The 17,405-nt window shown below is 27.9% G+C and carries 13 protein-coding genes; 6 read left to right on the top strand and 7 right to left on the bottom strand.

The genetic code is table 11. The features are described from left to right. Positions 1–2: 2 nt before the first annotated feature. The 3 genes from MPF13_RS13195 to kynU all read right to left on the bottom strand — a co-directional run bounded on the left by MPF13_RS13195 (position 3) and on the right by kynU (position 3,267). Positions 3–524: a DUF1697 domain-containing protein gene (locus MPF13_RS13195; RefSeq protein ID WP_249983230.1), complete on the bottom strand. Its 522-nt coding sequence runs from the start codon at positions 522–524 to the stop codon at positions 3–5. Further along, on the bottom strand, positions 525–1,934 hold the full coding sequence (locus MPF13_RS13200; RefSeq protein ID WP_249983231.1) for an FAD-dependent oxidoreductase: 1,410 nt from the start codon (positions 1,932–1,934) through the stop codon (positions 525–527). A 73-nt stretch (positions 1,935–2,007) separates the two neighbouring features. Further along, positions 2,008–3,267, bottom strand: a complete 1,260-nt coding sequence (kynU, locus tag MPF13_RS13205; protein ID WP_249983232.1) for a kynureninase — start codon at positions 3,265–3,267, stop codon at positions 2,008–2,010. A 95-nt stretch (positions 3,268–3,362) separates the two neighbouring features. Here kynU and MPF13_RS13210 point away from each other — a divergent pair, with 95 nt between their 5' ends. After that, complete coding sequence (locus MPF13_RS13210; RefSeq protein ID WP_249983233.1) at positions 3,363–4,550, top strand: C40 family peptidase; 1,188 nt, start codon at positions 3,363–3,365, stop codon at positions 4,548–4,550. A gap of 258 nt (positions 4,551–4,808) precedes the next feature. On the opposite strand, the gene serA is transcribed toward MPF13_RS13210, so the two are convergent. Further along, complete coding sequence (gene serA / locus MPF13_RS13215) at positions 4,809–6,701, bottom strand: phosphoglycerate dehydrogenase (RefSeq protein ID WP_249983234.1); 1,893 nt, start codon at positions 6,699–6,701, stop codon at positions 4,809–4,811. Between the two features lie 141 nt (positions 6,702–6,842). After that, positions 6,843–7,664: a UbiA prenyltransferase family protein gene (locus MPF13_RS13220; protein ID WP_249983235.1), complete on the bottom strand. Its 822-nt coding sequence runs from the start codon at positions 7,662–7,664 to the stop codon at positions 6,843–6,845. A 187-nt stretch (positions 7,665–7,851) separates the two neighbouring features. On the opposite strand from MPF13_RS13220, the gene gcvP reads away from it, so the two are divergent. From gcvP to MPF13_RS13245, 5 genes are all read left to right on the top strand, one after another. Then, complete coding sequence (gene gcvP, locus MPF13_RS13225; protein ID WP_249983236.1) at positions 7,852–10,689, top strand: aminomethyl-transferring glycine dehydrogenase; 2,838 nt, start codon at positions 7,852–7,854, stop codon at positions 10,687–10,689. Between the two features lie 151 nt (positions 10,690–10,840). Continuing rightward, positions 10,841–12,721, top strand: a complete 1,881-nt coding sequence (locus MPF13_RS13230) for a PEP/pyruvate-binding domain-containing protein (protein ID WP_249983237.1) — start codon at positions 10,841–10,843, stop codon at positions 12,719–12,721. Positions 12,722–12,809: 88 nt separating this feature from the next. Continuing rightward, a complete protein-coding gene (locus MPF13_RS13235) occupies positions 12,810–13,415 on the top strand; it encodes an outer membrane beta-barrel protein (RefSeq protein ID WP_249983238.1) in 606 nt (201 codons plus the stop codon). A gap of 174 nt (positions 13,416–13,589) precedes the next feature. Continuing rightward, the gene (locus MPF13_RS13240; protein ID WP_249983239.1) at positions 13,590–14,021 is read left to right on the top strand and encodes a hypothetical protein; all 432 of its coding nucleotides are present in this window, start codon (positions 13,590–13,592) and stop codon (positions 14,019–14,021) included. A gap of 220 nt (positions 14,022–14,241) precedes the next feature. After that, a complete protein-coding gene (locus MPF13_RS13245) occupies positions 14,242–14,982 on the top strand; it encodes a hypothetical protein (protein WP_249983240.1) in 741 nt (246 codons plus the stop codon). 138 nt (positions 14,983–15,120) lie between these two features. Here the strand turns inward: MPF13_RS13245 and MPF13_RS13250 are convergent, their stop codons facing one another. After that, positions 15,121–16,632, bottom strand: a complete 1,512-nt coding sequence (locus MPF13_RS13250) for an FMN-binding glutamate synthase family protein (protein WP_249983241.1) — start codon at positions 16,630–16,632, stop codon at positions 15,121–15,123. Between the two features lie 275 nt (positions 16,633–16,907). After that, a complete protein-coding gene (locus tag MPF13_RS13255; protein ID WP_068363688.1) occupies positions 16,908–17,159 on the bottom strand; it encodes a type B 50S ribosomal protein L31 in 252 nt (83 codons plus the stop codon). Between the last annotated feature and the right edge of the window lie 246 nt (positions 17,160–17,405).

Genomic DNA, 17,405 nt, shown 5'->3' on the forward strand with positions numbered 1-17,405 from the left:
TATTATTCTGTTGCTAATGCTAATAATTTAATTGTAGTTTTATAGTTTCTGGTTGTTGCAATAACCTCTAATTTCTTTTCTAAAACATTGTTGGTAATTTTTGTTTTCCCAAATCCTGAAGGACAAATTAAATACACAATATCATCATCAATTTTATATTTGTCTTCTCCTATATTTTTAATTTCAATCTGTGTTTTAGACGTTTTACTATTTAAAAAAACAAAAGCCACAATTTTAGGATTGTCTGTAGAAAATGGATATTTTTTAATTGCCTTTTTAAATTCTGAAACAGTTTTTACAATTACAGGTACCTCAAAACCAAACTTGGTTTTTATTCCATCTTTTATAAGTTTACAAACTTCACTTTTACTTTTTTCAGATTCTAAAATAATATTTCCACTCTGTATGTAGGTTTGTATATTTTGAAATGCTAGATTTTTTAATAAATCTCGTAAATCTGCCATAGGAATTTTGTTTTTTCCAGAGACATTGATTCCTCTTAATAATATGATGTATTTATTCATTTACAATCCAGCAATTTTATCTTCTAGTAAAATTTGGTTGGTTTTTTCTACTACTTTAGTTAATACAGTTTTTAAATTTTTAAGATCTTTTAAATCATTTTTAGCTAGTAAGTTTAAAAGGGCTTTGTCTTGTGCTCTTCCTTTTTTTAGAGCTTCAAAATACCCTATATTTTCATTAAAAGTAACCATAGAATATTTTGAAAAATATTTATTTGGAAACTCTTTTTCTAAACTCATTTCTAATTTTCTTTTTGCTTTAAATATTGGGTTTGCAACATGATCTCTCATTTCAGAAAAATTATCAATTGCTAAATCTGCAATAGCATCTGTGTCTTTTTTTCTTGCTTTTTGATAGGTTTTAAAAACAGTTTTCCAATCTAAATTTTCGGCATTATTTTCAAATTGACTAAGAATTTCATCAAATACAGTAACATCTTCAAAAGAAGCATTCATACCTTGTCCGTAAAAAGGAACAATTGCATGTGCAGCATCACCCATTAACAACGTTTTATTTAAATAAGACCAAGGAGTGCATTTTACAGTTCCTAGAACTCCTGTAGGATTGTTTAAAAACTCTTCTTTAATATTTGGAATTATTTTTAAAGCATCTGGAAATTCTTGCTCAAAAAATTGAGTGATTTTTGTTTCTGACGTTAAGTTTTCGAAATTAAATTCGCCTTCATTATAACTTAAAAAGAGAGTAACTGTAAAACTACCATCTAAATTTGGCAACGCAATTAACATAAAATCTCCACGAGGCCAAATATGTAAATGCTGTTTACTTATTTGATGATTTCCGTTTTTATCTGCAGGAATTTCTAACTCTTTATATCCATGATTTAAATAATTTTGAGAAAGACTAAACAAAAATTTCTTTTCTAAATAATAACTTTTTCTAAGAGAAGAACCTGCTCCATCTGCTCCTAAAATTATTGCTGCTTTAATTGGAAATTCTTTATTAGTTATATAATTTTTTAAATAAGCTGTAGTATGATCTAAATCTACTCTTTTGCATTTTGTATTAAAATGAATTTTAACATTTTTATGCTTCTCTAATTCTGTTAACAACACTCCATTTAAATCTCCTCTAGAAATAGAATTGATATATTCTTTTTCTCTTCCAGAATAACTAGAAGAATAAGTATTTCCTTTTCTATCATGAATCATTCTGCCATACATTGGTATAGATATTTCTCTAGCCAACTCATCAACGCCACATAAACGTAAAGCTTTAAAACCTCTGTCTGACAAAGCTAAATTTATACTTCTACCTGCAGAAATATCAACTTTTCTAAGATCTGGTCTACTTTCAAACACCTCTACTTTATAACCTCTTTGCGCCAATCTTAAAGCTAATAATGAACCACATAAACCTGATCCTATTATTAAAATTTTATCTTGTTTATTCATATACTCCCCAAACTTGTATCAGGATTTTTTGTTTAACTTCTTTTCCTCTTATAATTTTATAAAAAACACTCAACTACAATAAATCTTTTAAAATTGAAACCATTCTATATACATCTTCAAAAGTATTATAAAGTGGAGTTGGTGCACAACGAATTACATCTGGTTCTCTCCAATCTGTAATTATATGATTTTCTGTTAGTTTTTTATGCAAACTTTTATCAGCATTTTTTACCTGAATAGATAATTGACAACCTCTTTCTTTTGGATTTTTAGGTGTAATAATTTTAATATCATCAGACCCTATTTCTTGTATTAAAAACTCGAAATAACCTGTAAGTTTTTCTGATTTTTCTCTTAAAACTTCCATTCCAACTTCATCAAACATTTCTAAAGAGGCTTTTATAGCTGCCATTGATAAAATTGGCGGATTTGATAATTGCCAACCTTCTGCTCCATCCATAACATCAAAAGGCATTCGCATATTAAAACGTGTTTCTTTATTATGGTTCCACCAACCTGCAAAACGTGGTAAATCTTTATTTTTTGCATGTTTTTCATGTACAAATATGGCAGATAAACTTCCTGGTCCTGAATTTAAATATTTATATGTACACCAAGCAGCAAAATCTATATTAGAATCGTGTAAATTTGGTTGAATATTTCCTGCTCCATGAGCTAAATCTATACCTACAACACATTTTTTTGAGTGACCAATTTCTGCAATCCGTTTTAAATCTAAATACTGACCTGTGTAATAATTTAATCCTCCAATAAGAAGTAAAGCTATTTCTTCTCCTTGCTTATCTACAATAGTTTCTAAATCTTCAATTCTTAAAAGTTCTTCTCCTTTTCTTGGTTTCCATTCTATTACATCATCTTTAGAAAAACCATGAAATTTAAGTTGAGATTCTACAGCATATCTATCTGAAGGAAAAGCATCACTTTCAATAACAATTTTATATTTGGTTTTTGTAGGCCTGTAAAAAGACACCATTAACAAATGCAAATTGGTTGTTAAAGTATTCATTACTCCTACTTCTATTGGTTTTGCTCCAACAATTTTAGCCATTTTTTTGTTTAACGATTCATGATAATGTAACCATGGAGTTTTCGCTTCAAAATGACCTTCTACTCCTAAATTTGCCCAATCTTCTAATTCTTGATTGATATATTCTTTGGTTGATTTTGGCTGTAACCCTAAAGAATTACCTGTAAAATACAACCAATCGTTTCCGTTTTTATCTTTTGGAATTAGAAATTGATTTCTATATTTAGCTAATTGATCTTCTTTATCTTGTTGTTGAGCAAATGCCAACGAATTTTGATATTGCATCTATTAAAAATGATTTATTCCAAATATAAAACAATCCCATTGAGAATTCAATTTTTGAGTTTTGATTTTTTGTACTTTAGCTAAAAATACACTCAATGAAAATAATAAAATTCATTCCTTTTGCATTCATATTCATTTTACTTTCTTGTAGTGAAGGTGAAAAATCTTTTAAAGATTTTAATGCTATTTATTCTGAAATTAAAAAAGAATACGCTCCAGACAAACGAGTTGAATTATTTGATATTCAACTAAATGCATTAAACAACACATATATTTTAGAAGGAGAAACTACTTCTGCTGAAGCTTTTACAATTCTTTTAGATAGTTTAAATAAAAGAAAAGTAATTTACCAAAATAAAGTAAGAGTATTGCCAGATTCTGCAGTTGGTAATTTAAGTTATGCTATTGCTAAAAACTCTGTAATTAACATTCGCTCTAAACCTAAACACTCTGCAGAATTAGGTACACAGGGTTTGCTAGGAATGACTTTAAGAGTCTTAGATAAAAAAGGTGATTTTTATAGAGTACAAACTCCAGACAAATATATTTCTTGGGTAGATAGAGGAGGAATAATAAGAGTTAACAAAGCAGATAGAGATAGATGGTTTGGAGAAAAAAAGATAATTTACAATAAGAATTTTGGATATGTATATAAGGATATGAGTGAAAATTCTGAAATTGTTTCTGACATTACTTTAGGAGGAATTTTAAAATTTAATGGAATTAAATCTGGATTTTTTGAGGTAGAATTTCCTGACAAAAGAAAAGGTTATGTTAAAACTAATGAGGTTACATATTATGATTCTTGGTTATATAATTTAAACCCTACAAAAGAAAGCTTAGAGAATGTTGCAAAAACAATGACAGGTTTTCCTTATCTATGGGGTGGAACCTCTAGCAAAGGAATGGATTGTAGTGGTTTTACAAAAACTGTGTATTTAATGAATGGTTTTATTATTCCTAGAGATGCTTCTCAACAAATTAATGCAGGAAAAACGGTAGACAAAAACCTTGATTTTTCTGATTTAGAAAAAGGTGATTTGATGTTTTTTGGTAAAAAAGCAACTGCTAATAAAAAACAACGAGTAACTCATGTTGGTATTTGGTTAGGAAATGACAAAATGGAATTTATTCATTCTGCAGGAAATGTGCATTTGAGTTCTATGGATGAAAACGAAGCCAATTATGATGGTTTTAATAAGAATAGATATTTAGGAAGTAGACGTTATTTAGGTGTAAAGGACAAAATGATAATTGATTTAAAAGAAAAAATTAAGCTTTAATTAAATTTGCAAACAAGTTTAGCCCTGATTAACTCCGATTTTCTATTTTATTGAGTCGTTGAATGCTATGCATTTGAAACGATTTGTTTAAGCTCTTTTTTACTGTCAGTTCGAGTAAATTTTGAAGAATGAAAAATTTGTATCGAGAACTAGTAATAAAAAAAGCGAGTAGTGAAAGCAGAAAATAGCTTCAAAAAAATATAAAAACACCTTCAAATTAAAATCTGAAGGTGTTTTTATATTTTTAAAAGAAACTTATTAATACAGTACTCTAAATCTTATAGTTCCTTCTACAGCTCTTAATTCATCTAAAACTTCTGTTTTATAATCTTTATCTAAATCTGTAATTACATAACCTACACTTGGGTCTGTAGATAAATACTGACCTGTTATATTTAAATTGTATTTAGCTAAGATTTCGTTTATTTTAGCCATAACACCTGGAACGTTTTTATGAATATGTAAAAAACGATGTGCTTTGGTTTGTCTTGGCAAACGAATATTTGGGAAGTTTACAGCATCTACTGTATTTCCAGAATTTATATAAGCCATAATTTTACCTGGTACAAAATCTGCAATATCTCTTTGTGCTTCTTCTGTACTACCACCTACATGTGGAGTTAAAATTACATTTGGTAAACCTTGTAATTCTGTAACAAAATCTCCATTTTTTCTTGGCTCTGATGGATAAACATCTATAGCAGCTCCAGCAATTTTTCCGCTTTTTAAAGCCGCAACTAAAGCAGGAATATCTACTACAAAACCACGAGCTAAATTAACTAATACTGCTCCATCTTTCATTTGAGAAATTTCTCTTTCTCCAAAGAAGTTTTTATTAGCTGCATTATCATCTACGTGTAAACTAACTGCATCAGAAATTTTTAATAATTCTTCTAAAGAATTCATTCTTGTTGCATTACCTAATGCTAATTTATCTTCAACATCATAGTAATATACATCCATTCCTAAAGCTTCTGCTAAAACAGACAATTGTTTACCAATGTTACCATAACCAACAATTCCTAATTTTTTACTACGAACTTCTTTAGAACCTTCTGCTGTTTTGTTCCACTGACCATTATGAATTTCTGTACTTCTTTGAAAAACAGAACGCATTAACATAATAATTTCTCCAATTGCTAACTCTACAACAGAACGTGTATTACTATATGGAGCATTAAAAACAACAACTCCTTTTTCTTTACAGGCTTCTAAATCTATTTGTTTTGTACCAATACAAAAAGCACTTACTACCATTAATTTATTGGCAGCTTCAACAACTTTTTTAGTTACTTGTGTTTTAGAACGAATACCTAAAACGTGTACGTCTTTTATTTTTTCTATCAATTCGTCTTCAGACAAACTTTTAGATACAGTTTCTACAGAAAAACCATCTTCAGATAATCTTGCAAAAGCATCTGGATGTACGTTTTCTAATAATAATATTTTAATTCTGTTCTTTGGGAATGATATATTTCTTGGCAACTTGTTAACGTATAAAAATTCATCTAAATTTGGGGCAATGTGGTCTGCGTTTTCTGTAGTTTTTACTCTAGAAACATTTTCTGTATATGCAAAAAACTTATCTGCTATACCAGCTTCACGAGTTACATAATCACTGTACCCATCACCAATAACTTGTATTTCTCCAACTAAATTCATGTCTTTTAAACACTTAATTTTTCCATTGTGTTGAGAAAGTGGATTGTTAGCATCGAAACCAACTATTTTTCCATTTTCATCGAACTCAAATGTGTTTGCATACACTCTTTCAGATGGTATATTGTATTCTAATACAATAGGGTCTATAAACTCTTTAAATCCACACGAAATTACATAAATATCGTCAGCAAATTCTTCAAAAAACTCTTTATTGCTTTCAATAGATTTTGATACTTGCTTTTTTAATGCTGTAATTAAACCTGTTAAATCTACTTTATTAGCTTCTAGTAATTTAATTCTTCTTTCTAAAGATTCTGTAAAGGAGATTTCTCCATCAATCCCTAAGTTAGTAATGTCTATTATTTCTTGAATAATAGCATCTTTTCTTGGGTTATTTTCTAGTGTAATTTCTGCTAAAACATCTAGCGCTTCAACTTTTGTTAAAGTGCTATCAAAATCGAAAATATAATTTCTTTTTGTGGTAATCATTACTTAAAAATCTCTATTGAATTTAAGTCAGTAAATCTACAAATATAGTAGGGAATTATGAAGCTAACTTACAGTTTTATGATATCTATTTTATTTTTAAAAAATATTGAAAATTAATTACAAATAAGACTAGTTTAATCCTTAAAAATTATGAAATCCTAAAAGAAATAACCACCAAACAATAGGTAAAGACTCTACCCAAAATGAGCTATAGTATTTAGATTGGTCTGTTTTAGCCCTCATTAAGAGAATTATAGTTAAAAAAAAGAATATCATAAAAGGGCTTTTTATAATATTTAATGATGCTATAAAGTATTCTAATATTAAAGAAAAAACTAGCAGCATTAAGCCTAATTTCTTGGTTTGTTCCTCTCCTATTTTCTTAGGAATTGTTTGTAATGAAATTGCATCATACATTACATCTCTAATATCAAAAGGAAGTATTAATACAATTACAATTAAAAATCTTTGTAACATTAACAAAACAACATTTGTAGTTATACTTTTTCCTACATCTACCAAAGGAATTAAAACCGTAAAACCTGCCCAAACAAAAGCAACAACAATAATTTTTAAATAACTAACTTCTCTTAAATTCTTATCAAAACCACTTAAAAAAGGCACTGCATATAACACTGTTATTAAAGTAAAAGGAATTGTATAAAAAATTGTGTTTAAAGAAATCTGAAAAGCATAATAACCTAAAGCTATAAAAGCCAAAAGAGAAAATATTTGAATAACTTTTAAGTTTTTAGTTAAACTTCTGTGATGCAATTTTGCAACACCTGCATACTTTACAAAGTTATACCCAGTTATGGTGCCAAAAAAAACAAAAAAATTAAGGTTATTATTAAACGGCAGATTAAAATAAATTTCTGTAATTCTTAAAAAAGCAAATACAGAAAAAGCCACATGAATACTTGCATTTATATAAAAATTGAATGCTAATTTTAAGAATCTCATTTTACAAAAATAGCTTTTCTGTTCATAACCTTTAAAAATGGTTAATAATTATCCATTTTTTATTAATATCCTACAAAAAAGAAACCTATAAAATTCCTATTTTTGCAGCACAAATTTTAAAAGATTTTAAGTTATTCGTAACAGACAACTAAATCGATTGAAATAAGCACAAATAAAACTTTAGTAAATGAATACAAATTTGTTTCAAAATAGACATATAGGTCCTAATGAAGAGGAGCAAAAAAAAATGTTATCAACGATAAAAGTTGAAAGTTTAGATCAATTGATTTATGAAACTATACCCGATGATATTCGATTAGAAAAAGAGCTAGATTTAGCTCCTGAAAAAAGCGAATACGAGTATTTAGCTCACATAAAAGAAGTTTCTGAAAAAAATAAAGTTTTTAAAAGTTACATTGGTTTAGGGTATCATGAAGCTATTGTACCAAGTGTTATACAACGTAACATTTTAGAAAATCCAGGTTGGTATACTGCTTACACACCTTATCAAGCAGAAATTGCACAAGGACGTTTAGAAGCATTGTTAAATTTTCAAACTATGGTTTGCGATTTAACAGGGATGGAATTGGCTAATGCTTCTTTGTTAGATGAAAGTACAGCTGCTGCAGAAGCTATGGCTTTATTGTTTGATGTAAGAGACAGAAAACAAAAGAAAGCTGGTGTAAATAAATTCTTTATTTCTGAAGAAATATTGCCTCAAAATTTATCGGTTTTACAAACACGTGCTATACCTATAGGAATTGAATTAGTAATTGGAAACCATGAAGAATTCGATTTTTCTAATGAATTCTTTGGTGCTATATTACAATATCCTGGTAAACATGGTCAAGTTTATGACTATACAAATTTTGTTGCCAAAGCAAACGAAAATAACATTAAAGTAGCAGTTGCTGCAGATATTTTATCGTTAGTAAAATTAAAAGCTCCTGCAGAATTTGGTGTTGATGTAGTTGTTGGTACAACACAACGTTTTGGAATTCCTTTAGGATATGGAGGTCCACATGCAGGTTATTTTGCAACTAAAGAAAAATACAAAAGAAGTATTCCTGGAAGAATTATTGGGGTTACTAAAGACAAAAACGGAGAACGTGCTTTACGTATGGCTTTGCAAACTCGTGAGCAACATATTAAGCGAGAAAAAGCAACTTCTAACATTTGTACTGCTCAAGTTTTACTTGCAGTAATGGCAGGAATGTATGCTGTTTACCATGGTAAAGACGGTTTAACTAATATAGCAGACAGAGTTCATAGAAATACAAAAACAACTGCAATTATATTAGAAGATTTAGGTTTTAAACAACTTAACGATTCTTATTTTGATACGATTTTAGTAGAAGTTGAAGCAACAAAATTAAAGACTGTTGCAGAAAAAAATAACATCAACTTTAATTATATAGATGATAACCATGTTTCTATTTCTATTAATGAAACAGTTGGTTTAAAAGAATTAAAAGCAATTGTAAGTTGTTTTGAAGAAGCTTTTAATTTAAAGAGAGGTGAGTTACCATTACCTATTAAAGCAATTCCAGATAATTTATTAAGAAATACACCGTTTTTAGAAAACGAGGTTTTTAACACATATCGTTCTGAAACTGATATGATGCGTTATATTAAAAAATTAGAGCGCAAAGATTTAGCATTAAATCATTCTATGATATCTTTAGGATCTTGTACAATGAAACTAAATGCTGCTTCAGAAATGTTACCTTTAAGCAATCCACAATGGGGAAACATACATCCATTTGTACCATTAAATCAAGCTGAAGGATATCAAGAAGTTCTTAAAAAATTAGAACATCAATTAAATGTAATTACTGGTTTTGCTGGTACATCTTTACAACCAAATTCTGGTGCACAAGGTGAGTTTGCAGGTTTAATGACCATTAGAGCTTACCATGAATCTAACAATGAGTCTCACAGAAATATTTGTTTGATTCCTGCTTCTGCTCACGGAACAAATCCTGCATCAGCAGTTATGGCTGGTATGAAAGTAATTGTTACTAAAACTGCCGAAAACGGAAATATTGATGTTGAAGATTTACGTGAAAAAGCAATTTTACACAAAGATAATTTAGCTGCTTTAATGGTTACATATCCTTCTACTCATGGAGTTTATGAAAAAGCAATTATGGAAATCACTCAAATTATTCATGACAATGGTGGTCAGGTTTATATGGATGGTGCCAATATGAATGCACAAGTAGGTTTAACAAATCCTGCAACTATTGGAGCAGATGTTTGTCACTTAAACTTACACAAAACGTTTGCAATTCCACATGGTGGTGGTGGTCCAGGTGTTGGTCCAATTTGTGTTGCTTCACAATTAGTTCCGTTTTTACCAAGTAATCCTATTGTTGCTACTGGTGGAGAAAATGCAATTACTGCTATTTCTGCTGCTCCTTGGGGTTCTGCTTTGGCTTGTTTAATTTCTTACGGATATATTACCATGTTAGGTGCAAAAGGACTTACAGACTCTACAAAAAATGCCATCTTAAACGCAAATTATATTAAAGAACGTTTAAACGGGCATTACAATACATTATATACAGGAGAGTTAAATAGAGCTGCTCACGAAATGATTATTGATTGTAGAGATTTTAAACAAAAAGGAATTGAAGTAGTTGATATTGCAAAACGATTAATGGATTATGGCTTTCATGCCCCAACAGTTTCTTTTCCTGTAGGAGGAACTATGATGATAGAACCAACAGAATCTGAATCTATAGCAGAATTAGACCGTTTTTGTGATGCAATGATTGCTATTAGAAAAGAAATTTCTGAAGCAACTAAAGAGGATGCTAACAACCCTTTAAAAAATGCACCTCATACTCAAGAAATGTTAACTGCTGATGAGTGGACATTACCATACACTAGAAAACAAGCAGCTTTTCCTTTAGATTATATTGCAGACAATAAATTTTGGCCTTCTGTACGTAGAGTTGATGATGCTTTTGGAGACAGAAACTTAAATTGTTCTTGTAATCCTATAGAAGATTATATGTAGAATACACAGTATTCTTTTTTAATATTTAAAACCGTTTCATTTTTTGAAACGGTTTTTTTTATATATGAACTTTTTATCTTAGTTATTTAACTTTAAAAACTAACTTAGCTAACCATATTAAAGGATAAAATATTCTTAAAATATAGAATAAATGAAACTTAAAAACATATTATTTCTATTCTTATTTGTTTTCTTAGGGCTAATAACCATAAAGGTTTATTCTCAAAAAAAAATTAATACCCTTAATTCAAAAGAACACTTTGAAAAATTATCTGGAAATCCATTATCAGGAAAATACGGAATGGTAAAAGCTTTAAAAGTTGTTTATGATATTAGATCTGAAAAAATTTATTATATAAATTCTAAACTATATAAATATCACTACAATTTTTGTTTTAATGAATTAGCAGACAATAGTTCTATTTATGAATTTAATCAAAAAAACTACTCGAATAATCAAAATAGAAGGTTTTTACTTGGAAACATAAACTATTTTGAATCAACAAATAAATATGTTCTAGAAATATCTCCAACAGATTTAATGAAATCTAAAGATGTAATTTTTTTATACAATTTAATTTCTAAAACCTCATTTATTAAAAAAAACTTATATTTTCTTCTAAATAACCCTAGATTAACTGAAGGGAACAATTTTTATGAAATTAAAACTTTATCACCTTCTGAAGTTTATAAAAACCTTAAATACCAATCAATAAGCAATTATGACAATGTTGGTAAATTACTTTTTATTAAAGACCTTAAAAAAGAACTTTACAAGATTAAAAGTTCCGATATTATTGTTCTGAATAAAACACCACTATTCTTACCTAAAGTTGCTGGAGTAATCATAACTCAATTTCAAACACCTCTTAGCCATTTAACAATTTTAGGTAGAAATAGAAAAATACCTATAGCTGTAATAAAAAATGCTTTTAAAGATTCTACCCTAAGAGCTTTAAAAAATAAAAAAGTAATTTTTAAAGTTTCTAACAACTCATATCTTATTAAAAAAACAAAAAAGAATATTAAAAGAATAAAAAAGCAAAAAAAGGTTAAATTAAAATTTAACCTAAAAATAGACTCTTTAATTGATATAAAATACCTAAACAAAAGGTCTTATAAATTTGTTGGTAATAAAGCATCTAATTTTTCAGTTTTACATAAATTAAGTTTAAAAAATTCCTTTAAAGTTCCAGAACATGCTTTTGCAATTCCTTTTTATTTCTACAATCAACATATTGAAAACTCTAATGTAAATAGTCACATTAAAAACTTAATAAAGTTTACAAATAATGATTCCATAAAGAAGCACCTTAAATTCATACGAAATAAAATAAAAGCATTTCCTGTAGACCAAAAATTAATTAATGATATAACTAAAAAAACTGCCAATAAAAATTACAAACGTTTTAGATTTAGATCTTCTACAAATGCCGAAGATGCTAAAGGTTTTTCTGGTGCAGGACTTTATAAATCTAAAACAGGAATTATAAATGACACAATTAAAAGCTATGAAAAAGCTATAAAGAAAGTTTGGGCTAGCTTATGGTCTGAAAAAGCATTTTTTGAAAGAGAATATTACAACATTAACCATAAAAATGTTTTTATGGGAATATTAGTCCATCGTTCTTTTCCTAATGAAAAAATAAATGGAGTTGCTATAACAAAAAACTTATATAGACCAAACTATGAAGGCTTTGTTATTAATGCACAAATTGGAAATGAAAATGTAGTTGACCCAACTTTAGATACTACAACAGATCAATTTATTTGTTATCCTAATACAAGAAATAATATTTATAAAGATAAAATTACAATTGATGTAATTACAACATCTAGCTTAAACAAGAATAAACTAACTATAAGTAGGCAAGAAATTCAAAAACTTGCCAATCAATTAAACATTATAAAAAGTCGTTTTAGTAGATACTCTTTTAAATCATATTTAAACTTTGGGTTAGATATAGAATTTAAATTAGACAAAGAAGAAAGAGATTTATACATAAAACAAGTAAGGTTTTATAATGATTAAAAGTAAGTTTTTGATTATAAATTAAATCAATTTTAGTCTTTTAGTATTTAAATTTTTGATGTTAATTTGCAAACAAAAAACTAGAAAGATGAAAAAATTACTTTTATTAGCTGTATTATTAACAACTACTATTTCTTACACACAACAACATGAAACTTGGGTATTTAGTGGAGAAATTGGATTTAAAACCTCTAACTTAGAATATACACAAGGAAATAATACAAACAATGAAACGAATCAAATAAACCTTTTAGCAAAAGTAGGGTATCTAATTTCTGACACAAATTTTGAATTTGGTATTGGTATTGGATATGCTAATTCAGAGCTATATAATTATTATAGTAGTACTCCAGATGAAGTTATAACAACTACTATTGCTCCTTATTTAAAAAAATATTTCCCAATAAATGATAAATTTGCTTTTCATTTAATTGGAGAAGTTGGTTTTAGCAAAACTTATCTAGAAACCCAAAGTAGCTCAAATGAAATGGATGTTAAACAAGTAGGAATTGTATTTAGACCAGGTTTTGTTTACTTCTTAACTAAAAAAATTGCATTGACAGCAAATATGGGATCTATGGGTTATATTTCTACTAAATCTAAATATGCTACAACTGCAGACACAAAAAGTGAGTCTTATGGTTTTAACCTTAATGCTTCTAATATGTTAATAGGATTAGCCTATTATTTATAACGTTATTTTAAAACATATTAAAAACCACTTCATTTATTTGAAGCAGATTTTTGTATTAAAACAGGTGGTTTCACTGTTGATTTTTTGATTTAAAAAAGCTAAATTAGCTAACTTCTGATATAAGACATTAAAACGAACATCATATCAGAGACCACGTTAGCACCAATTTGAGAAATGGTACGAAAAAATGAAATGACAGCTGATTTTGAACAACTGATCTATAATGGGGAGATGTTAAAGAACTCTTGGAAAAATCAAATGAAACATTTTGAAAAGTTTGCTTCAAATGGAACTGTTGACAAAGGTGTAATAGATTTTATCACTTGGATTTTAACAACGAACAACTCTGAAAAACTTTTTGCAGGTTCATCTATGTGGAATTTGTTAATTAGTAAGCCTAAAAATAAAAAACTGAACTACCAGCAAACTTTGAAAATCCAATTCGATAATAGAACTTCATTATATGAAATGGAATATTCTGATTGGGATTCGATTGACAAAGAAGATGATTATGAAAAAGCAATAATTTGGAAAACAAAATGTATCGGAATTGAATTACCTATAAAGTTTTTAGAATTTATAAAATGGAATAAAAACTGGCGCTAACACCGTGTATAAAAAATTACTTATTTTTAGCTTAAACAAAGTTAGTTGCAATTTTTGCTATTTCTGATTTTCCTTCGGAAAATCCTCGAGCACAAAAATCTCAACTTTCTATAACACAAACACGTTAGCAATAACTATGAAGAAAATTATCACATTTTTAATAATTTTTATTTTATTTAAATCTTTTTCTCAAAGCAATAATTTCTATGATTATATTGTATTGAATAATAATGATACAATATTTGGCAGATATCAAACAGAATATTTTATTGATTTGACTGGAAAAAAAATACCTATATCAAAGAAAGTCGTTTCTATAAAAAAAAATGGTTTAAATTATGAATATAAAAATTTAACAAACAAAGAATTTACTTCTGCTAAAAATGATAGCTTGATTAGAATAGATGGAAACGATAAGTTAGAAATAAATAAAAAAGTTAATTTATTAAATTTCCATAAATATTTGTTTTATTTCCATAAATTGAAAAAGAACATGAGGAAAGATTACTTAATCACAACAGCTAAGGATACTATATTTGGAGAGATTAAAACAAGAAATATTATACATAAATTTAAGTTTAAGAATAAAGATTTTAAAATTAATGGCAGAAATACAATTAAATTCAGAAAAGATGGGTTTGAATATTTTTATAGAAAAAAAAGAAGAGCATATTTAACTGACAGTAAATACTCTTTTTTGAAATTAATATTAAAAGGCAAGGTAAATCTTTATGAATATAAAACGACAAGAAATACTGGTTACACTTTAGGAGAAGAAACACATTATTATATTGAAAGAGATAACAAATTAACCTTATTAACTAAATATCGATTTTATAAAATTATAAAAGAAGCTTTACATGAAAATAAATTGCTTCATAAAAAAATAAGAAATAAAGAATTAAATTATTTTGATATATATATGATTATTAAGTATTTTAATGAATACACAATATTTTAGCTATTGCCAACACCGTGTATAAAAAATTGATTAATTTTAGCTTAATCAAAAGTTTGTTGCATTTTTATAAACTTTGATTTACCTGCTGAAAATCTGCCATTCATAAAACCGCAACTTTCTTTAACATTAACACGTTAGCTAAATTGGATAATAAACCTCTTCTAAACTCACTACTTCATCTTCTTTTTTACGTCTAAACACATCTGAAGGATGTACATCTGAAATAGATTTTTTACCCATAGCTGCAACCACTTCTTTAACTGCTTTTATAGTTTTGTTATGATAGTTTTTAACACGTATGTTTTTCTTTTCTACTACCAAAGCTTTTACCAAATCATCATCTTGTGTGGCAACTCCAACAGGACAAGTATCTAAATTACATTCTCTGGCTTGTATACAACCTAAACTTAACATAAAACTTCTAGCCATACCAATAGCATCTGCGCCTAAAGCTTTATATTTTACAATATCAAAAGCATCTACAGCTTTACCTGCTGCAATAATTTTAATTTGCTCTTTTAATTGATGTTCTTGCAACAATTTATTTATAAAAACCAACCCTTCAATTAAAGGTGTACCAATATAATTGGTAAATTCTAAAGGCGCAGCTCCTGTACCTCCTTCTCCTCCATCTACAGCAATAAAATCTGGATAGTTTTTTGCATTTGCAAAAGCAGTAATCATTTGTTTTATTTCTTCATTATTACCAACACAAAATTTAATTCCTACTGGTTTTCCGTTTGCTAAATCTCTTACTTTTTGGATGAATGCAATCATTTCATCGAAATTAGAAAATGCAGAATGACTTGGTGGCGAATCTACTTGTGTACCTACTTCTACTTTTCTTATATCTGCAATTTCTTGTGTATTTTTTTTAGCTGGTAAAATACCTCCATGTCCTGGTTTTGCCCCTTGAGATAGTTTTATTTCAATCATTTTTACCTCTGGACGAATGGCATTTTCTTTAAATATTTCTTCATCAAAAACACGTTTTCCTTTTATAGATTTTCCTGCGCCAAAATATCCTGTTCCAACTTGAAAAATTAAATCTCCTCCTTGTAAATGGTAAGGAGAAATTCCTCCTTCTCCTGTGTTATGTGCAAAATTACCCATTTTTGCTCCTTGGTTTAATGCCATAATTGCATTGCTACTTAAAGAACCAAAAGACATTGCAGAAATATTTATGATAGAACTCTCATATTTTTGAGAACATTTATCAGAACCAAAAACAATAGTTTCTCCAATTACATCATGATGATCTTTTGGAAATAAAGAGTGTTTTACAAACTCATATCCTTTTGCATAGACATTATGTTGTGTACCAAAAGGAATGGTTTCTTTTTGCAATTTTGCTCTTTGATAAACAATACTTCTTTTTTCTCTATTTATAGGTGTTCCGTTTAAATTGTCTTCTATAAAATATTGTTGAATTTTTTCTCTTTCTTCTTCAAACAACCAACGTAAACGAGCAACTAATGGAAAAGATCTTAAAAGAGAATGTTTGGTTTGCAAACTATCAAATACAGCTATAATGGTTAGTAAACCAGAAATAGACAATAAAATATAAGTACCTGTTTGTGGTATAAAATAAACCAACACTCCACACAATACAGTTATTAAGAATAAAACAAAAAGAATGGTATTTCTCATTTTTAAAAAATCATTTTTATATAGGTTTTAAAAATAGGCTTTTCGTTTTAATTTATAAATAGTGTTGGCAAATAAGTTGCGTTAGCGATTGAAACGACATCCTTTTTATGTCAGTTCGAGTGAATTTGTGAAGCATGAACAAATTTGTATCGAGAACAAATAAAAAGATATAGTGAAAAGCCTGACCTGAAAGGGAACGCCCAAAAACAGGAACAACAAAAAAACTCCAACAAATAAATGTTAGAGTTTTAAATATTGTGAAAATTCTAAGAAACTTATTTCTTGAATTTTGCGTATTTGTTTTTGAACTTGTCAATACGTCCTGCAGCATCAATAAGTTTAGATTTACCAGTGTAAAATGGGTGAGATGTTCTAGAAATCTCTAATTTTACTAAAGGATACTCTACACCATCAACTTCTAAAGTTTCTTTAGTGTCTACAGTAGAACGAGTTAAAAACACATCTTCGTTAGACATATCTTTAAATGCTACCATTCTATAATTTTCTGGATGAATTCCTTTTTTCATTTTATAATATTTTAATACTTTAATGTTATGTTTGTATGAGTTAAGTTGGTAAGGCTTACCCAATTCTCTAAATAGTTGTTTTTTACTATTTTGAGGATGCAAATTTAATCTATTTTTTCTATTTACAAATATTTATTTTGATTTTATTTGACATCTTTAAGACTTTCTGCAAAATTAAGCTTCTTTTAGTACTTAAAAGTTGTTTTGTAAGGGTCTTTTTTTGAATATTTACGTTTTAATACCTTG

This window comes from Polaribacter sp. Z022, assembly GCF_023555495.1.
Taxonomy (GTDB): Bacteria; Bacteroidota; Bacteroidia; order Flavobacteriales; family Flavobacteriaceae; genus Polaribacter.